This is a genomic window from Entomomonas sp. E2T0 (genome assembly GCF_025985425.1).
GTDB lineage: Bacteria > Pseudomonadota > Gammaproteobacteria > Pseudomonadales > Pseudomonadaceae > Entomomonas.
Map to the genome: position 1 here is coordinate 1,702,494 of NZ_CP094972.1, position 17,979 is coordinate 1,720,472.

The 17,979-nt window shown below is 37.5% G+C and carries 14 protein-coding genes; 13 read left to right on the top strand and 1 reads right to left on the bottom strand.

Going from position 1 to position 17,979, the window contains the following annotated elements:
- The first annotated feature begins 325 nt into the window (after positions 1-325).
- The 13 genes from MTZ49_RS08155 to MTZ49_RS08215 all read left to right on the top strand — a co-directional run bounded on the left by MTZ49_RS08155 (position 326) and on the right by MTZ49_RS08215 (position 13,808).
- On the top strand, positions 326-973 hold the full coding sequence (locus MTZ49_RS08155; RefSeq protein ID WP_264745062.1) for a hydrolase: 648 nt from the start codon (positions 326-328) through the stop codon (positions 971-973).
- 115 nt (positions 974-1,088) lie between these two features.
- Complete coding sequence (locus tag MTZ49_RS08160) at positions 1,089-1,781, top strand: pirin family protein (RefSeq protein WP_264745063.1); 693 nt, start codon at positions 1,089-1,091, stop codon at positions 1,779-1,781.
- A 72-nt stretch (positions 1,782-1,853) separates the two neighbouring features.
- Complete coding sequence (locus MTZ49_RS08165; protein WP_264745064.1) at positions 1,854-3,731, top strand: amidohydrolase; 1,878 nt, start codon at positions 1,854-1,856, stop codon at positions 3,729-3,731.
- Between the two features lie 198 nt (positions 3,732-3,929).
- Positions 3,930-4,346, top strand: a complete 417-nt coding sequence (locus MTZ49_RS08170; RefSeq protein ID WP_264745065.1) for a DUF3788 domain-containing protein — start codon at positions 3,930-3,932, stop codon at positions 4,344-4,346.
- Positions 4,347-4,528: 182 nt separating this feature from the next.
- Complete coding sequence (gene carA / locus MTZ49_RS08175; RefSeq protein ID WP_264745066.1) at positions 4,529-5,668, top strand: glutamine-hydrolyzing carbamoyl-phosphate synthase small subunit; 1,140 nt, start codon at positions 4,529-4,531, stop codon at positions 5,666-5,668.
- A gap of 9 nt (positions 5,669-5,677) precedes the next feature.
- A complete protein-coding gene (gene leuE, locus MTZ49_RS08180) occupies positions 5,678-6,331 on the top strand; it encodes a leucine efflux protein LeuE (protein ID WP_264745067.1) in 654 nt (217 codons plus the stop codon).
- Between the two features lie 30 nt (positions 6,332-6,361).
- Positions 6,362-9,583, top strand: coding sequence for a carbamoyl-phosphate synthase large subunit (gene carB / locus MTZ49_RS08185; protein ID WP_264745068.1), 3,222 nt, complete (start codon positions 6,362-6,364; stop codon positions 9,581-9,583).
- Positions 9,584-9,586: 3 nt separating this feature from the next.
- Entirely contained in the window at positions 9,587-10,063 is a 477-nt protein-coding gene (gene greA, locus MTZ49_RS08190; RefSeq protein WP_264745069.1) for a transcription elongation factor GreA, read from the top strand.
- Positions 10,056-10,487 carry a hypothetical protein gene (locus MTZ49_RS08195; RefSeq protein WP_264745070.1) on the top strand — a complete coding sequence of 144 codons (432 nt, stop codon included), beginning with the start codon at positions 10,056-10,058 and terminating at the stop codon, positions 10,485-10,487. Before greA ends, MTZ49_RS08195 begins: the two co-directional genes overlap by 8 nt.
- A gap of 174 nt (positions 10,488-10,661) precedes the next feature.
- Positions 10,662-11,462, top strand: coding sequence for a class I SAM-dependent methyltransferase (locus MTZ49_RS08200; RefSeq protein WP_264745071.1), 801 nt, complete (start codon positions 10,662-10,664; stop codon positions 11,460-11,462).
- Between the two features lie 139 nt (positions 11,463-11,601).
- Positions 11,602-12,387 (top strand): 3-hydroxybutyrate dehydrogenase, encoded by a 786-nt coding sequence (locus MTZ49_RS08205; RefSeq protein WP_264747855.1) that lies wholly within the window; start codon positions 11,602-11,604, stop codon positions 12,385-12,387.
- A 134-nt stretch (positions 12,388-12,521) separates the two neighbouring features.
- Positions 12,522-13,034, top strand: a complete 513-nt coding sequence (locus MTZ49_RS08210) for a DUF6882 domain-containing protein (RefSeq protein WP_264745072.1) — start codon at positions 12,522-12,524, stop codon at positions 13,032-13,034.
- 108 nt (positions 13,035-13,142) lie between these two features.
- Positions 13,143-13,808: a tetratricopeptide repeat protein gene (locus tag MTZ49_RS08215; protein WP_264745073.1), complete on the top strand. Its 666-nt coding sequence runs from the start codon at positions 13,143-13,145 to the stop codon at positions 13,806-13,808.
- 55 nt (positions 13,809-13,863) lie between these two features.
- On the opposite strand, the gene purL is transcribed toward MTZ49_RS08215, so the two are convergent.
- Positions 13,864-17,760: a phosphoribosylformylglycinamidine synthase gene (gene purL, locus MTZ49_RS08220; RefSeq protein ID WP_264745074.1), complete on the bottom strand. Its 3,897-nt coding sequence runs from the start codon at positions 17,758-17,760 to the stop codon at positions 13,864-13,866.
- Between the last annotated feature and the right edge of the window lie 219 nt (positions 17,761-17,979).

A 17,979-nucleotide genomic window follows, 5' to 3' on the forward strand; every position in this document is an offset into this window, starting at 1 on the left:
ACTAGGTGTTTTACAGAAAACATTAACTAGTTACCTAAAAGTGATGATTTTTGGGCATGCTATTTATTTTTTAAAATCAATAAATTCTTATAAATCAATATGTAGTATTTGTTTTATAAGTTTTTGTGTTTTATATATCATATTTTGGTATTTATTAATTAAGTTAGTTTATTTACACCTTAAGTCTTAAAGAAGTTATTTATTCTGCATGTTAATTTGTCGTCATCAGTTTAGAAATTGGAACAATGTTTGTGGGTAGGATATTTCCAGTTTAATGCCCTGATAAGATTGTTAAATCAATATTACATAGATATAGGTAGTTAATATGAGCATTCGTGAATTAATTGATCCAAAAAACTCTACATTAATTTTTATTGATCATCAGCCTCAAATGGCTTTTGGTGTGGCTAACATTGATCGACAACAGTTAAAAAATAATGTAGTGGCTCTTGCTAAAGCGGGCAGAATTTTTAATGTGCCTACTATCTATACTTCCGTTGAGACAGAGAGTTTTAGTGGCTATATTTGGCCTGAATTGTTAGCTGTTCATCCAAATGTTAAACCTATTGAGCGTACCTCAATGAACTCTTGGGAAGACAAAAAGTTTGTTGAAGCAGTAAAAGCAACTGGCCGCAAAAAATTAATTATTTCTGCATTGTGGACTGAGGTTTGTTTAACGTTCCCTGCGTTGATGGCATTAGATGCTGGCTATGAGGTGTATGTGGTAACAGATACTTCTGGTGGCACTAGTGTAGATGCCCATGAGCGTTCCATTGAAAGAATGGTACAAGCGGGGGCAGTGCCTGTAACGTGGCAACAAGTATTGCTTGAATACCAACGAGATTGGGCACGTAAAGAAACTTATGATGAGGTTATGAGTTTAGTGCGTGAACATAGTGGTGCTTATGGTATGGGTGTTGATTATGCATACACTTTGGTTCATAAAGCACCACAACGTGTTGTTGAGTCATAAGGTATTTTGTTTAAGTGTTTTATTTAACTACAAATTATTCCTTTCATTGTTCTATTGAATGGGGTAACTATCTGTCATCTTTATAAACATTAAGGATGACGGTATAGGAGGCTATATGATTTATCTCCGTGAAGCTGAAGCAAGGGGTTATGCTAATCACGGTTGGCTAGAAAGCTATAATACATTTTCTTTTGGTGATTACTATGATCCTGATTTTATGGGGTTTGCTACACTAAGGGTAATTAGTGAAGATCGTGTTCAACCTGGTGAAGGATTTGGCAAGCACCCTCATAAAGATATGGAAATTCTTTCTTATGTTCTACGGGGTACAATAGAGCATCAAGATAGTATGGGGCATAAAGAACAAGTTAAAGCAGGCGAGTTTCAAATTATGAGTGCTGGAATAGGTTTGCACCACTCAGAATGTAACCCATCAGATGATGAATTATTACATTTTTATCAAATTTTGATAATTCCTGATAAAGAAAGATTACAACCACGCTATGAAACTCGAAGTTTTGCTCAAAAATTAGGTAAACAACTCATTTTATCGCCTGATGCACGTGATGGATCGCTAAAAGTTTTCCAAGATATGCAGTTATGGCGCTGGAAGTTAGAGCAAGATGAGCGACAAGAGTATGTTATTCCCGAAAAGCACGATAAGGTTTGGATACAGGTAGTTTCTGGTGAAATTATAGTGAATAGTACACATGCCCATACCAGTGATGGTATTGCTATTGCCGAAGAGCAAAAGGTTATTATTGAAGCGGTTAAGCCTAGCGAGATCTTAGTATTTGAATTGTCATAAATAATGCAGCTTAATAATTAACGCATTGTTGATAAACGTTATTTATCGAGTTGCTATTTTGGAGAGTTTGTAATGGCTACAGAAAGTAATCCAGAGATCATCCTTCATAATGGTCAATTTACAACATTAGATCCTACCAAACCTGTAGCTAAGGCAGTGGCTATTAAAGAGGGGCGATTTCTAGCCGTTGGTCTAAATGAAGAAATCATACCATTAGCCAGTACCAATACCCATCTTATTGATCTAAAGGGGCGCTCTGTACTGCCAGGGTTAATTGATAATCATCTACATATAATTCGTGGTGGCCTAAATTTTAATATGGAATTGCGTTGGGATGGCGTTCCTAGCCTTGCTGATGCCATGCAAATGTTAAAACAACAAGTGGCTATTACGCCTCCTCCACAATGGGTGCGTGTAGTGGGTGGTTTTACAGAACACCAGTTTGCTGAAAAGCGTTTACCTACTATTGAAGAATTAAATGCAGTAGCTCCAGATACAACAGTATTTATTTTACATTTGTATGATCGTGCATTATTAAATGCAGCCGCATTACGTGTTGTAGGGTATACCAAAGATACACCTAATCCTCCAGGTGGAGAAATTGTGCGTGATGCTAAAGGTAATCCAACAGGGCTATTATTAGCTAAGCCTAATGCAGGTATTCTTTATGCTACGTTAGCTAAAGGCCCTAAATTACCTCTTGATTATCAAATAAACTCAACAAGACACTTTATGCGTGAGTTAAACCGTTTAGGTGTTACTGGAGCAATTGATGCGGGTGGTGGTTTTCAAAATTATCCAGATGATTATGAAGTGATTGAGAAATTAGCAAAAGATGATCAGCTAACAGTACGTATTGCCTATAATTTATTTACCCAAAAACCAAAAGCAGAAAAAGAAGATTTCCTTAATTGGACAAACACCGCTAAATACAAGCAAGGTGATGATTACTTCCGCTTAAATGGTGGTGGTGAGATGCTAGTGTTCTCCGCAGCTGACTTTGAAGATTTCCGTCAACCTCGGCCAGATATGCCACCTGAAATGGAAGGTGAATTAGAAGATGTAGTTCGGGTATTGGCACAAAATCGTTGGCCTTGGCGGATGCATGCTACCTATGATGAAACCATTGAACGTGCCTTAGATGTATTTGAGAAAGTGAATGAAGAAACACCTTTTAAAGGGTTAAATTGGTTCTTTGACCATGCTGAAACTATCTCTGATAAATCAATCGATCGTATTGCTGCTTTAGGCGGTGGCATTGCTGTACAACATCGTATGGCTTACCAAGGTGAGTATTTTGTTGAACGTTATGGTCAGAAAGCAGCAGAAGCTACTCCACCCATTACTAAGATAATAGATAAAGGTGTACCTATTTCAGCAGGCACTGATGCTACTCGTGTTGCCTCTTATAATCCTTGGGTATCATTAGCTTGGATGGTAACAGGTAAGACTGTAGGTGGTTTGCGTATTTATCCACAAGCTAATTGTTTAGACCGTGAAACGGCATTACGTATGTGGACTGAAAATGTAACATGGTTTTCTAATGAAGAAGGTAATAAGGGGCGTATTGAAAAAGGCCAATTAGCGGATTTAATTGTACCTAATAAAGACTATTTTAAATGCAGTGAAGATGAGATCAGTCATATTGTGTCTGATTTAACTATAGTAGGTGGCAAAGTAGTCTATGGGGCAGGTGATTTTGCTTCATTAGATACACCACCACCTCCAGCGATGCCAGATTGGTCGCCTGTAAATACCTATAAAGGTTATGCAGCATGGGGCTATCAACAACAAGCACAACGTTATCAATTACAAAATATGGCTTGTGGTTGTAGTAATAACTGTGGTGTACATGGTCATAGCCATATTAAATCATGGGGTACTAATGCACCCGCAGATGACTTAAAAAGCTTCTGGGGAGTCTTTGGTTGTTCCTGTTGGATGGTTTAAGCTGATTTAAACCAATAACACTTATAAAGGGTAGTTGTATAATAATGCAACTGCCTTTTTTATTATCTATAGCTATTACTCTACACTTTTATACGTCGTTGAATGACTTTGCCGTAATAGTTGTACTGTCTTCAGTCATTCGCCTTGTCTAAAATTGTATAGCAACAGCTATATTCAAAATCAAAAAAGGAATTTACTATGTTGGATAAAATACCCACAGAGCAAGAAATAAAACAATTATTAGGTACAGTTTGCTACCAAACATGGCTGAATGTCATTGACTTTATTAATCAGCATTACCTGATGGATACTCTATGGAATAAAGGTGGTAAAGCTGCAAAATATGAATTGAAGTTTCGTCGTAGTAGCAAAACGTTATGTGCGTTATATCCACGACAACATAATTTTGGCTTTATGGTCATTTTTGGTAAAGCTGAACGAGAAAAGTTTGAACAAACTCGCCATGAGTTTAGCCTAAGTATCCAACAGCAATATGATGAGGCTACTACTTATCATGATGGTAAATGGTTAATGATCGAAATAACTGATATGACTCATTTTGAGAATATTGAAAAATTATTAGCTATTAAAAGAAAACCTAACAACAAAAAGTAAAGCATATAGCACGTTTTTATTCTGACTTTTAACTTGGTTATTTGGTTGGTTTATCGTACAATATCCATTTAGTGTATCAACTAAAAAACCAGCGTATATTTTAAAGAATTCATAACGGGATGACGGTTTGCACGGGCATCCCGCTTCTTTACACGCGCCTAAATTCTATATTGGAGGTTCCTTTGTCTACGCCAGCCATACTAGCTCTTGCCGATGGCAGTGTTTTTTACGGTGAGTCTATAGGTGCTGATGGGCAAACCATTGGCGAGGTTGTTTTTAATACAGCCATGACAGGTTATCAGGAGATTTTAACTGATCCTTCGTATGCTCAACAAATTGTTACTTTAACCTATCCGCATATTGGTAATACAGGTACCACTCCTGAAGATGCTGAATCTAACCAAGTATGGGCGGCTGGTTTAGTAATTCGTGACTTACCTTTATTGGCAAGTAATTGGCGTAATAAACAAAGTTTACCTGATTATTTAAAAGAAAATAATGTTGTAGCTATTGCAGAGATAGATACTCGTCGCTTAACCCGTGTACTACGTGAAAAAGGTTCACAAAATGGTTGTATTTTAACGGGTGCAGATGCAACCCCAGAAAAAGCGTTAGATTTGGCGCGTAGCTTTCCTGGGTTACAGGGAATGGATTTAGCTAAGGTAGTAAGTGTTAAAGAGCCTTATGAGTGGCGTACTGGTTTGTGGAATTTGGAAACAGATAGTAGGCCAGAAATTCCAGCTAATGAACTACCTTATCATGTGGTAGCCTTTGACTATGGAGTTAAACACAATATTTTAGGAATGTTAACTGCAAGAGGTTGTAAGGTTACGGTTGTACCTGCACAAACTACTGCTAAAGAAGTGTTAGCATTAAATCCTGATGGTATCTTTTTATCGAATGGCCCTGGCGATCCTGCACCTTGTGATTATGCCATTAAAGCTATTCGCGAGTTATTAGAAGAACATAATATTCCTATATTTGGTATTTGTTTAGGGCATCAGTTATTAGCATTAGCTTGTGGTGCTAAAACAATGAAAATGCCACATGGGCATCATGGTGCTAACCACCCTGTACAGGATTTAAAATCAGGTATAGTGATGATTACTAGCCAGAACCATGGTTTTGCTGTAGATGAAGGCACTTTACCTAGCAATTTAAGAGCTACCCATAAATCATTATTTGATGGTACTTTGCAAGGTATTGAGCGTATTGATAAACAAGCATTTAGTTTCCAAGGTCATCCAGAAGCAAGCCCAGGCCCTCAAGATGTAGCCCCTTTATTTGATCGTTTTGTGGCTGACATGGCTGCTAATCGTTAAGGCATAACAATGTTTGAAAGTCTTGGAGTTATTAATTACTGGACGTTTTTAGTGGCAACAATAGGTGTTATTTTATTGCCTGGCCCTAATTCTTTGTTCGTATTAGCTACAGCTGCACAAAGTGGGGTATCTAAAGGATATCAAGCTGCTTGTGCAGTATTTTTAGGTGATGCTATTTTAATGACTGCGTCAGCGTTAGGGATGGCTTCATTGCTTAAAACATGGCCCGTATTGTTTTTAATTATTAAGGGACTAGGTGCGCTTTATTTATGCTATCTAGGCTTTATGATGTTAAAAGGTGCATGGCAGAAGTTTCACAAGTCAGCTAATGCTGAGATTGAAGATGATATTACTGCTAAAACCAGTGTTAGAAGCCCTTTTAAGAAAGCGTTGTTGTTAAGTTTATCTAATCCTAAAGCTATTTTATTTTGTATCGCTTTTTTTATTCAGTTTGTAGATCCTAATTATGCCCATACAGGGTTATCGTTTTTAATTTTAGGATTAACTTTACAAGCCTGCAGTTTTATTTATTTGTCATTTTTAATTTTTGCTGGTGTGTCTTTAGCGATGTGGTTTCATAAGAGAAAACGTTTAGCCGCTACAGCTACTGCCAGTGTTGGGGTTTTATTTGTGGGTTTTGGCGTTAGACTTGCCACTGCCTAAGTTAGATTAATTGAGAAGCACGAGAGAACCATGCCAAAACGTACAGATATAAAGAGTATCCTTATCCTTGGTGCAGGCCCTATTGTTATTGGTCAGGCTTGTGAGTTTGATTACTCTGGCGCACAAGCATGTAAGGCTTTGAAAGAAGAGGGTTATCGAGTTATCTTGGTTAACTCTAATCCTGCTACGATTATGACTGACCCAGCGATGGCTGATGCTACTTATATTGAGCCAATTAAATGGCAAACAGTGGCTAAAATTATTGAAAAAGAACAACCAGATGCATTATTACCTACTATGGGTGGTCAGACTGCACTTAACTGTGCCTTAGATTTAGAACGTCATGGCGTGTTAACTAAATTTGACGTGGAAATGATTGGTGCTAATGCGGATACAATTGATAAAGCAGAAGATCGTTCACGTTTTGACCAAGCGATGAAAGCTATTGGTTTGGAGTGCCCACGTTCTGGTATTGCCCATACCCTTGAAGAAGCTTATGGCGTATTAGATCAAGTTGGTTTTCCTTGTATTATTCGCCCCTCATTTACTATGGGTGGTACGGGCGGTGGTATTGCTTATAATCGCGAAGAATTCGAAGAAATTTGTACCAGAGGTTTGGATTTATCGCCTACTAATGAATTACTGATTGATGAATCATTAATTGGTTGGAAAGAATATGAAATGGAAGTGGTGCGGGATAAAAAAGATAACTGCATTATTGTTTGTTCTATTGAGAACTTTGACCCTATGGGGGTTCATACAGGTGATTCAATCACTGTTGCGCCTGCGCAAACTTTAACGGATAAAGAATACCAAATTATGCGTAATGCTTCTTTAGCAGTATTGCGTGAAATTGGTGTTGAAACAGGTGGTTCTAACGTACAGTTTGGTATTTGTCCAGATACTGGCCGTATGGTGGTTATTGAGATGAATCCACGAGTATCGCGTTCTTCTGCATTAGCTTCTAAGGCAACAGGTTTCCCTATTGCAAAAGTGGCAGCGAAGTTAGCAGTGGGTTATACCTTAGATGAACTACAAAATGATATTACAGGTGGCAGAACGCCTGCTTCATTTGAGCCAGCGATTGATTATGTGGTAACTAAAGTGCCTCGTTTTGCCTTTGAGAAATTTCCAAAAGCAGACGCACGCTTAACCACGCAAATGAAATCAGTAGGGGAAGTGATGGCTATTGGTCGTACTTTCCAAGAGTCTGTGCAGAAGGCATTACGCGGTTTAGAAGTGGGTGCTAATGGTTTTGATCCTAAAGTGGATTTATCTGCCCCAGAAGTTGAAAGTATCTTAAATCGTGAATTAACAGTACCTGGTGCTGACCGTATTTGGTATATAGCGGATGCTATGCGTGCTGGTTATTCAATTGAAAGGATTTTTGATTTAACTAAGATTGATCTTTGGTTCTTAGTGCAAATTGAAGAAATTATTAAATTAGAAGAACAGGTTAAAACCCTTGGTTTAGCAACACTTGATAAGCCAATGATGCGTAAATTAAAACGTAAAGGTTTTTCTGATGCTCGTTTAGCTAAGTTATTAGGTATTAGTGAAAAAGCATTACGTGGCCATCGTCATAAGTTAGAAGTATTACCTGTTTATAAACGTGTAGATACTTGTGCGGCAGAGTTTGCTACAGACACGGCTTATATGTACTCTACTTATGAAGAAGAGTGTGAGGCTAATCCGTCTAACCGTGACAAGATTATGGTATTAGGTGGTGGCCCTAACCGTATTGGACAAGGTATTGAGTTTGATTATTGCTGTGTGCATGCTGCGTTAGCTATGCGTGAAGATGGTTACGAAACCATCATGGTTAACTGTAACCCAGAGACAGTATCTACTGATTATGATACGTCTGATCGTTTATATTTTGAGCCTGTTACCCTTGAAGATGTATTAGAGATTGTTCGTGTTGAAAAACCTAAAGGGGTAATTGTGCAATATGGTGGTCAAACACCACTGAAAATTTGTCGTGCCTTAGAAGAAGCGGGTGTACCTATTATTGGTACAAGCCCTGATTCGATTGACCGCGCTGAAGACCGTGAGCGTTTTCAACAAATGGTAGAGCGTTTAAATCTTTTACAACCACCTAATTCAACTGCTCGTAGTGAACAAGAAGCGATTGATGGTGCCGAAAAAATTGGTTATCCATTGGTAGTGCGCCCATCCTATGTGTTAGGTGGTCGTGCAATGGAAATCGTTTATGATACGGATGAGTTAAAACGCTATATGCGTGAGGCTGTGCAGGTGTCTAATGATAGCCCTGTATTATTGGATCATTTCTTAAATTGTGCGATTGAAATAGATGTGGATGCTATTTGTGATGGTGAAGATGTAGTGATTGGTGCCATTATGCAGCATATTGAGCAAGCAGGTGTGCATTCTGGTGACTCTGCCTGTTCTTTACCACCATATTCACTCTCTAAAGAAGTACAAGATGAAATTCGTAAGCAAGTAAAAGCAATGGCTTTAGAGTTAGGTGTAATTGGTTTAATGAATGTCCAATTAGCCTTACAAGGTGATAAGATTTATGTATTAGAAGTAAATCCTCGCGCTTCTCGTACAGTACCTTTTGTATCTAAGTGTATTGGTACATCACTGGCTAAAATAGCAGCTAGAGTGATGGCTGGTAAAAAACTGAAAGAAATTGGTTTTACCGAGGAAATTATTCCTAAGTATTTTAGTGTTAAAGAAGCGGTATTCCCATTTGCTAAGTTCCCAGGTGTGGATCCTATTTTAGGACCAGAAATGAAATCTACAGGGGAAGTGATGGGGGTTGGTGATAGTTTTGCTGAGGCTTTCGCAAAAGCACAAGCAGGCGCTAATGAAATACTACCGAGTGAAGGAGGCCGAGCATTTATTAGTGTTCGTGAAGAAGACAAACTCATTGTAACCAGTGTTGTACGCGACTTAGTCGAATTAGGCTTTGAAATCGTGTCAACATCTGGTACTGCTAAAGTAATAGAGAGTGCTGGTTTACCTGTTAAGCGTATTAACAAGGTAACTGAAGGACGCCCACATATTGTAGATATGATTAAAAATGGTGAAATTGATTTAATCATTAATACTACTGAAGGTCGTCAATCCATTGCAGACTCTTACTCAATTCGTCGTAATGCATTACAACATAAAGTTTGTATTACTACTACTATTGCAGGTGGACAAGCGGTTTGTGAAGCACTAAAATTTGGTGTAGAGAGAAATGTGCGTCGCTTGCAGGACCTTCATGCAGGAATAGTTTAACACATGAAAAAATTTCCAATGACTGTGCAAGGTGCAAAAGCCCTTGAGGAAGAATTAAAATATCTAAAAACTGAACGTCGTCCAGAGCTTAGTAAAGCCATTGGTGAAGCACGTGAATTAGGTGACCTTAAAGAGAATGCTGAATACCATGCTGCACGTGAGCAGCAAGGTATGGTAGAAGCGCGTATTAGGGATATTGAAGCGAAGTTATCTAATGCTCATATTATTGATATTTCGTCGATTCCACCTTCAGGTAAGGTAATTTTTGGTTCAACAGTAGAACTTATCAATATGGATACCAATGAGTCTACGGTATATCAGATTGTTGGTGATGATGAAGCAGATATTAAAGAGGGTAAAATCTCAGTTAGCTCACCTATAGCCAGAGCCATTATTGGTAAAGAGGAAGGTGAGGTGATATTAATTCGTATTCCTAGTGGTGAAGTGGAATATGAAATAATTGAAGTGAAGCATGTCTAATAAGAGATTAAATAGCGTTGAGCGATTTGCTTGGGCATTTTTACAATCTCTTTGGGTGGGAGGAATATGGATAACCTTATTGGTTATCTTTCCTACTCTCAATAAGTCTGTATTGGCTCCTATTCTTGCTTATAATGTAATAGCAGAACTGGAGCCAAGAATTGTTTTAATAATATTAGTTTGTGTTGTTTTGCAACTTTATTTGTTTATTAAAACATCAGGTTTTGGCTCGTTATTTAATAGCCCAATAGGGCTAGCTATAATAGCAGTGTTGCTGGCCGCTATTGTATTTTTGGGTGTGAATAGCTTAGGGCTGCTAGGTTATAAGTTACGTGGTTTTTTATATTTTGTTATTGCGTTACTTGGTCTTTTTTTAATGTTTCATTTACCACCTTGGTTACAAAAACAAAGAGAAATACCATAGTTTGTAAAGAATAATATTAATTTTCTCAGTATTAAATATACTGTAATACCCTTAAACAGTTTTCTCGTACTTTATACAACTTCTATAGGTTGTATATGCAATAATATGAATTAGTCACCAGTTTTAAGCTTGTCTAGCAATAGGCAGGCTAGTAACTATAAAGTGAGTAATCGTATGGTCAATGAAATTCAAAAAAATGCTGATAGATTTACAGGTTTTGCAGATACCTATGAAAGTGCAAGACCGACTATGCCAGTGTATCCTGTAAAGATTATTACTCGTTATTTAGAAAAACAACCTGATAAAGTGATTGATTTAGGTTGTGGAACAGGACTTTCTACGGTTGTATGGAAAGATTTCTGTAAGCATGTGGTTGGTATTGAGCCAAGTTTAGATATGTTAGCTGTTGCTCAAAAAAAACAAAGTGACAATATTAGTTTTAGCAATGGCTATAGCCATGATACAGGGTTAGAAGATAATTGTGCTGATGTGGTTATTTGTTCCCAGTCATTTCATTGGATGGAACCAATAACAACATTAAAAGAAATAAATCGTGTTTTAAAAGCAGGTGGAGTGTTTGCTACAGTAGATTGTGATTGGCCTCCTATTGCTAAGTGGCAGGCAGAACAGGCTTATAATAATCTTTATGAAAAGGTAAAGAAAATGGAGATTGAATTACCTGACATAAGAGATACATTCACACGTTATGAGAAAAATAAACACTTATCTAGAATCAGAGAAAGTGGCTATTTCAGGTATTCGCGGGAAGTGGTTTTTAGCAATACCGAAATATGCACAGCCGAGCGATTTATCAATATTATATTGAGTCAGGGTAGTCTACAAACATTATTAAAAAAACGTCCTGAACTTATAGAAGAGGATGTTCAAAGATTTAGTAAGACAATCAAAGGTATTTTTAAACAAGAGTCTTTTGAAATAGATTTTTCATATCGTATGCGTATTGCTGTTAAATAATTTATTTATAATTAGTTAATTAGCCCAAGATCTTTTTTGCAGTAAAAGTGTTTATTTTATAGTCTAGATTTGCATAGTTAGTAAAAATGGTTTGCCATAGGCGTTAAGGCATTTATTGAATTAAATTATTGAGGAAAAAATAATGTTAAAAAATAAAGTAGCGTTAGTAACAGGTTCAACCAGTGGAATTGGCAAAGCTATTGCAGAGGCTTTGGCTGCAAAAGGTGCTAATATTGTGTTGAATGGTTTTGGCAAAGAGGAAGATATAAATACACTGGTACAACAGATTCAAGAGGACTATGACGTAAAAGTAGCCTATATGGGTGCTGACTTAACTAAGCCAGATGAAATTCAAATAATGATTGAGCAAACCTATAAGTTATTTGGTAGTTTAGATATTTTAGTAAATAATGCCGGTGTGCAGCATGTGGCACCTATTGATGAGTTTCCTACTGAAAAATGGGATACCATTATTGCGCTTAACTTAACCGCTAGTTTTCATACGATCAAACATGCATTACCTATTATGAAGAAAAATAAATGGGGACGTATTATAAATATTGCTTCTGCCCATGCTTTAATTGCTTCACCCTTTAAATCAGCTTATGTAGCAGCCAAACATGGTCTTGCAGGACTGACTAAGGCAGTTGCTTTGGAAGCTGCTGAACATGGTGTTACAGCCAATGCTATTTGTCCAGGTTATGTATTAACACCATTAGTTGAGTCGCAAATTCCAGATCAAATGAAAACCCATAATATGACCAAGGAACAGGTAATTAAAGAGGTTTTATTAGGCGAGCAACCTAATAAGCAGTTTGTTAAAGTTGAAGAGGTAGCAGGTATTGCTAGCTTTTTATGTAGTGATACAGCTAATTCTATTACAGGGTCAATGATTTCTGTGGATGGTGGCTGGACAGCCCATTAAACTTAATAGTTACTGTTCTACTTAATATGAAGTAGAACAGTGTATTATCCAGTAACTTATTAATGATTTGACTGTTGTTAATGGGTATTTAATGCTACTCTAAAATGCTAGGATTAATTAGTAAGGAATGATACATGATAGATACTTTTGAAAAGAATCCAGCCTTGGAAGAATATATCAAAAGTAGTATGCAAGCACTAGAAGTAGCCACCCAGTTTCATATTGATACATGGAGTATTGAGCGTTGTAATTATTGGAATATTGATCAACAACAAGAAAAAATTTATTTTTATTTCAATAGTGAAACAGTAGGTATAGAGGTTTGTGCGCCTGTGCAAGTAGTGGGGATTTATACATTAGATAATAGTACTTTTGCTTGGGGATGGGATAATCCACAAGTGGAACCTAGTCTACAACAAGCAGCAAAAGCTGTACAAAGCTTTGCAAAAGAGCATGCTTATACAGAATTATTAAAACAATCCATTATTTGTTCCGATATAAGGGCTTGGCAATATACCTCTATGGCTATGCGCTTATATAACTATACAGGTGCTTATAGTGCTAAATATACAGACAATAGTTTGATTTTTATGATATTTAATAATATTACTGTAAGGCAATTTGAGCTAACAGATGTGGAAAAATAGTATATATAAATGTATAGAAATATATTGATTAAAAAACTCAATTAACCCTTTTGAAAAAAAGGGTACACTATCCATCTAATACTTTTGGCTACTAAGGATGCATTAGGCATGAAAATAAGCGGTTCTTGTTCACGATATCTAACTACAGGTATTCTTTGTTTGGGATTAGTTACTGTGGGGACATCACAATTTTCCTATGTGATGGCTCAAGCTGTATCTGGAACTCAAGTGGTAGATAATAAAGAGCAAGCAAAAGCACTCTATGAGCAAGCTATTCAATATATGAGTGATTCTAAAACGGCTAAAGCAAATCAACAAAAGATAGCTGATTTACTTAATCAATCTGCTAACCTTGGCTATGCTCCTGCACAAGTAGATTTAGGTAAAGTTTACTATTTTGGTTTATCTGGAAAAAAAGATGATGTAGCAGCATTAGAATGGTTCAGAAAGGCTGCTGAGCAAGGTGATGCTAAAGGTCAATATCATTTAGGGCAAATGTATACAGAGGGTAAAGCAGGGCTTAAAGAAAGTGAGAAAGAAGCTTCTGTTTGGTATGAAAAATCTGCTAACCAAGGTTATGCTCCTGCTCAATACTACTTAGCTATACTCTATATGGCTGGTATTGATGGTATTGAAAAGAACCCAGAGAAAGCTATTGAGTTATTAAAGAAAGCGGCAGATCAAGGTGATCAGGAAGCAATAAACTTATTAAGTAAGTTACAACCTGTACAACCGCAAGTTCAGTCTGGAACTTCATCACCAATCAGTAATTAGTAAATTGTAATAAATAAAAAAGCCAAGCAATTGCTTGGCTTTTTCTTTTTAACAATTAGTCTACCCAAACACGAGCATTTTGGAAAATTCTAATCCAACCTGCATCTTCTTTTGATTTATCAGGGTACCAAGAGTTTTGCACAGTTCTAAAGACACGTTCTGGGTGAGGCATCATAATAGTTACGCGGCCATCAGTATTACATAACCCTGTAATACCAAGAGGTGAACTATTAGGGTTAGCTGGGTATTGCTCGGTAGCCTTACCATAGTTATCAATATAACGTAATGCCACTAAACCAGATTGATCAGCATTAGTTAATGCTTGTTGATCTGTGAATTCTGCATAACCTTCACCATGAGCAATAGCAATAGGCATTTTAGTACCTGCCATACCTTGTAAGAAGATAGAAGGGGATTGTTGTACTTCTACCATAGCTACACGGGCTTCGAACTGTTCTGATTTATTGCGTACAAAATGTGGCCATAATTCAGTGCCAGGAATTAATTCATGTAGATTAGAGAGCATTTGACAACCATTACATACGCCTAATGTAAAGGTGTCATTACGATTAAAGAAAGCAGTAAATGCATCTCTAGCTTGACTGTTAAATAAAATAGATTTTGCCCAACCTTCGCCTGCGCCTAGTACGTCACCATAAGAGAAACCACCACAAGCTACAATACCTTTAAAGTCATTAAGATTTATACGGCCTGCTAAGATATCACTCATATGTACGTCCACAGCAGCAAAGCCAGCACGATCAAAAGCGGCTGCCATTTCTACCTGACCATTTACACCTTGTTCACGTAAAATAGCTACTTGAGGGCGAATACCTTTATTAATATAAGGTGCGGCAATATTTTGTTGAAGATCGTAAGTAAGTTTTACTTGTAAACCTGGATTACTATCATCAGCAATGATTGCAAATTCTTGATCAGCGCACTCTATGTTATTTCTTAAACGTTGAATTTGATAGCTAGTTGCTGACCATTGTTGTTGTAAGTTAGCACGGCTTTCATTAAAGAGTGAGTTTCCTTCTAAACTAAAATGAATATTTTGTTGTTTAGTGGGCTGTCCAATTACGGATACAGCATCTTCTAAACCAGCGCCACTAAAGTGAGCAAGCACTTCTTCAGTATCTTCCTGACGAACTTGGATAACAGCACCTAGTTCTTCATTAAAGAGTGCAGCTAATACATCATCAGTACTTTCTACCAGTGGATCTAATTGAATATTTAAACCACAATGACCAGCAAAGGCCATTTCTAAGACAGTAGCTAGTAAACCACCATCAGAACGATCATGATAAGCCAATAATTTATTATCAGCATTTAAACCTTGGATAATAGCAAAGAAAGCTTTTAAATCTTCTGCATCATCTAAATCAGGTACTTCTTGTCCTAGTTGGCTATATACTTGAGTAAGAATAGAGGCGCCTAGACGATTTTGACCACGGCCTAGATCGATTAAAATAAGATCTGTAGCACCTTGCTCTAAACGAAGTTCAGGGGTTAAGGTTTGACGAATATCTTGTACAGGCGCAAAGGCTGAAATTACTAAAGAAAGAGGTGAAGTTACGCTTTTTTCTTGTCCATTATCTGACCAGCGAGTTTTCATTGACATAGAGTCTTTACCCACTGGAATAGTAATACCTAATTCAGGACATAACTCCATACCTACTGCTTTTACCGTATCATAAAGGCGCGCATCTTCACCAGCATGGCCTGCTGCTGCCATCCAGTTAGCAGATAATTTAATATCTGATAGTTTTTCAATACGTGCAGCAGCAATATTGGTAATACTTTCAGCTACAGCCATACGACCAGAAGCAGGTGCATCTAATAAGGCTAGAGGTGTTCTTTCACCCATTGCCATTGCTTCACCTGTATACACATCAAAGCTAGTAGCTGTTACAGCACAGTCTGCTACAGGTACTTGCCAAGGGCCTACAAATTGGTCACGGGCTACTAAACCTGTAATAGTGCGATCACCAATAGCGATTAGGAAACTTTTACTGGCTACGGTTGGGTGGTGTAATACTCGGCTGATAGCTTCTTTTAATTCAATACCCTGTGTTGTGAAGTTATCACCTGCTATTTTTTCACGTTTAGCCGTGCGGTGCATACGAGGAGCTTTACCTAGTAATACCTGTAATGGCATATCCACAGGATTATTATTAAAGTGGTTATCGTGTACAGTAAGCTGGTGATCTGCAATGGCTTCACCTACTACAGCAAAGGGGCAACGCTCTCTTTCACAAATTTCTTTAAAACGTTCAAAGTCAGCAGCATCTACTGACATCACATAACGTTCTTGTGATTCATTACACCAAATTTCTAAGGGGGTCATATTAGGTTCGGCATTTGGTACATTACGTAATTCAAATTTACCGCCACGACCACCATCATGAATAAGTTCTGGTAGGGCATTAGAAAGACCACCTGCCCCCACATCATGAATAAACTTAATAGGGTTGTTATCGCCTAATTGCCAGCAACGATCAATAACTTCTTGGCAACGACGTTCCATCTCTGGATTATCACGTTGTACCGAGGCGAAATCTAAATCTGCTGAACTAGTACCTGTTGCCATTGATGAGGCAGCACCGCCACCTAAACCAATAAGCATAGCTGGGCCACCGAGTACAATAAGTTTTGCGCCAACGCTAATTTCTGCTTTTTGCACATGTTCAGCGCGGATATTGCCTAAACCACCTGCTAGCATAATAGGTTTGTGATAGCCGCGAACTTCTTCACCGTGAGGAGTATCAACACTTTGTTCAAAGGTGCGGAAGTAGCCATTTAGTGCAGGGCGGCCAAATTCATTATTAAAGGCAGCACCACCTAACGGGCCTTCGATCATAATATCTAATGCACTAACAATACGATCTGGTTTACCGTATGGTTTTTCCCAAGGCTGGATAAAGTTAGGAATATTTAAGTTTGAAACAGTAAAGCCTGTTAAACCTGCTTTAGGTTTAGCACCGCGTCCTGTAGCACCTTCATCACGAATTTCACCACCCGAACCTGTAGAAGCCCCAGGGAACGGAGCAATAGCTGTGGGGTGATTATGGGTTTCAACCTTCATTAAAATATGTACAGGCTCTTGGTTGGCTGTATATACTTTTGATTCTGAATTAGGGAAAAAGCGGCCTGCAGTAAAGCCTTCGATCACTGAAGCATTGTCTTTGTAAGCAGATAAAACACCTTCATGTCCCATTTCATAAGTGTTTTTAATCATACCAAACAGGCTTTTTTGTTGAGCTTCGCCATCAATATCCCAACTGGCATTAAAAATTTTGTGGCGACAATGTTCAGAGTTTGCTTGAGCAAACATCATTAGTTCAACATCATTAGGGTTACGTTTTAGCTCAGTAAAAGCATTTACTAAGTAATCAATTTCATCTTCTGCGAGTGCTAAGCCTAATTGTTGGTTAGCTTCTACTAATGCTGAGCGACCTTTCTCTAATATATCTACTGAAGTTAAAGGGCGTGGTTCAGCATGGTTAAATAGTTTTTCTGCTTGTTCTATATTATCAAGCACTTGTTGTGTCATGCGATCATGTAAGATACGAGCTACAGTTTGCTGTTCAGCCGCTGATAAATCACCTTCAATATAGTAAGCAACACCACGCTCTATACGAATAATAGTATCTAAACCACAATTATGAGCAATATCAGTTGCTTTACTTGACCAAGGTGAAATAGTACCAAAACGGGGTAATACTAAATAAAGTTTCCCTTTAGGTTCTTCAACTTTTACAGCAGGACCGTATTTAAGTAAGCGTTCTAGAACCTGTTTATGCTCTGCTGATAATTCGGCAGTAGTATCTGCAAAATGCATAAATTCAGCATAAACTGCTGTAACATGAGGCGCAGCAGCTTGTAATTGGTTAACTAATTTTCCATGACGGAATGAAGAAAGAGCAGGAGTACCACGCAGAATCAGCATTGTCAGATAATCTCAATAAAAAGGATAAGATGAAGGTCGTATATTTTACCTTAAATTAAGGTGTTTTTGCAGTGTCTAGGTTATTAATCTTTTATTTATATAGTAGGTATTTTAAAAGTTATATAACTAATTGTTAAGTAGTTAACTATTTCCATTGAAGAATAGTATATTAACTGTTATATTCAGCGAACCTATAAAAGGTATATATGATTGTTATTA

Coding starts and splice junctions, on each gene's coding strand:
- MTZ49_RS08155 (WP_264745062.1), top strand. CDS start 326: ATGAGCATTCGTGAATTAATTGATCCAAAAAACTCTACATTAATTTTT.
- MTZ49_RS08160 (WP_264745063.1), top strand. CDS start 1,089: ATGATTTATCTCCGTGAAGCTGAAGCAAGGGGTTATGCTAATCACGGT.
- MTZ49_RS08165 (WP_264745064.1), top strand. CDS start 1,854: ATGGCTACAGAAAGTAATCCAGAGATCATCCTTCATAATGGTCAATTT.
- MTZ49_RS08170 (WP_264745065.1), top strand. CDS start 3,930: ATGTTGGATAAAATACCCACAGAGCAAGAAATAAAACAATTATTAGGT.
- leuE (WP_264745067.1), top strand. CDS start 5,678: ATGTTTGAAAGTCTTGGAGTTATTAATTACTGGACGTTTTTAGTGGCA.
- carB (WP_264745068.1), top strand. CDS start 6,362: ATGCCAAAACGTACAGATATAAAGAGTATCCTTATCCTTGGTGCAGGC.
- greA (WP_264745069.1), top strand. CDS start 9,587: ATGAAAAAATTTCCAATGACTGTGCAAGGTGCAAAAGCCCTTGAGGAA.
- MTZ49_RS08195 (WP_264745070.1), top strand. CDS start 10,056: ATGTCTAATAAGAGATTAAATAGCGTTGAGCGATTTGCTTGGGCATTT.
- MTZ49_RS08200 (WP_264745071.1), top strand. CDS start 10,662: ATGGTCAATGAAATTCAAAAAAATGCTGATAGATTTACAGGTTTTGCA.
- MTZ49_RS08210 (WP_264745072.1), top strand. CDS start 12,522: ATGATAGATACTTTTGAAAAGAATCCAGCCTTGGAAGAATATATCAAA.
- MTZ49_RS08215 (WP_264745073.1), top strand. CDS start 13,143: ATGAAAATAAGCGGTTCTTGTTCACGATATCTAACTACAGGTATTCTT.
- purL (WP_264745074.1), bottom strand. CDS start 17,760: ATGCTGATTCTGCGTGGTACTCCTGCTCTTTCTTCATTCCGTCATGGA.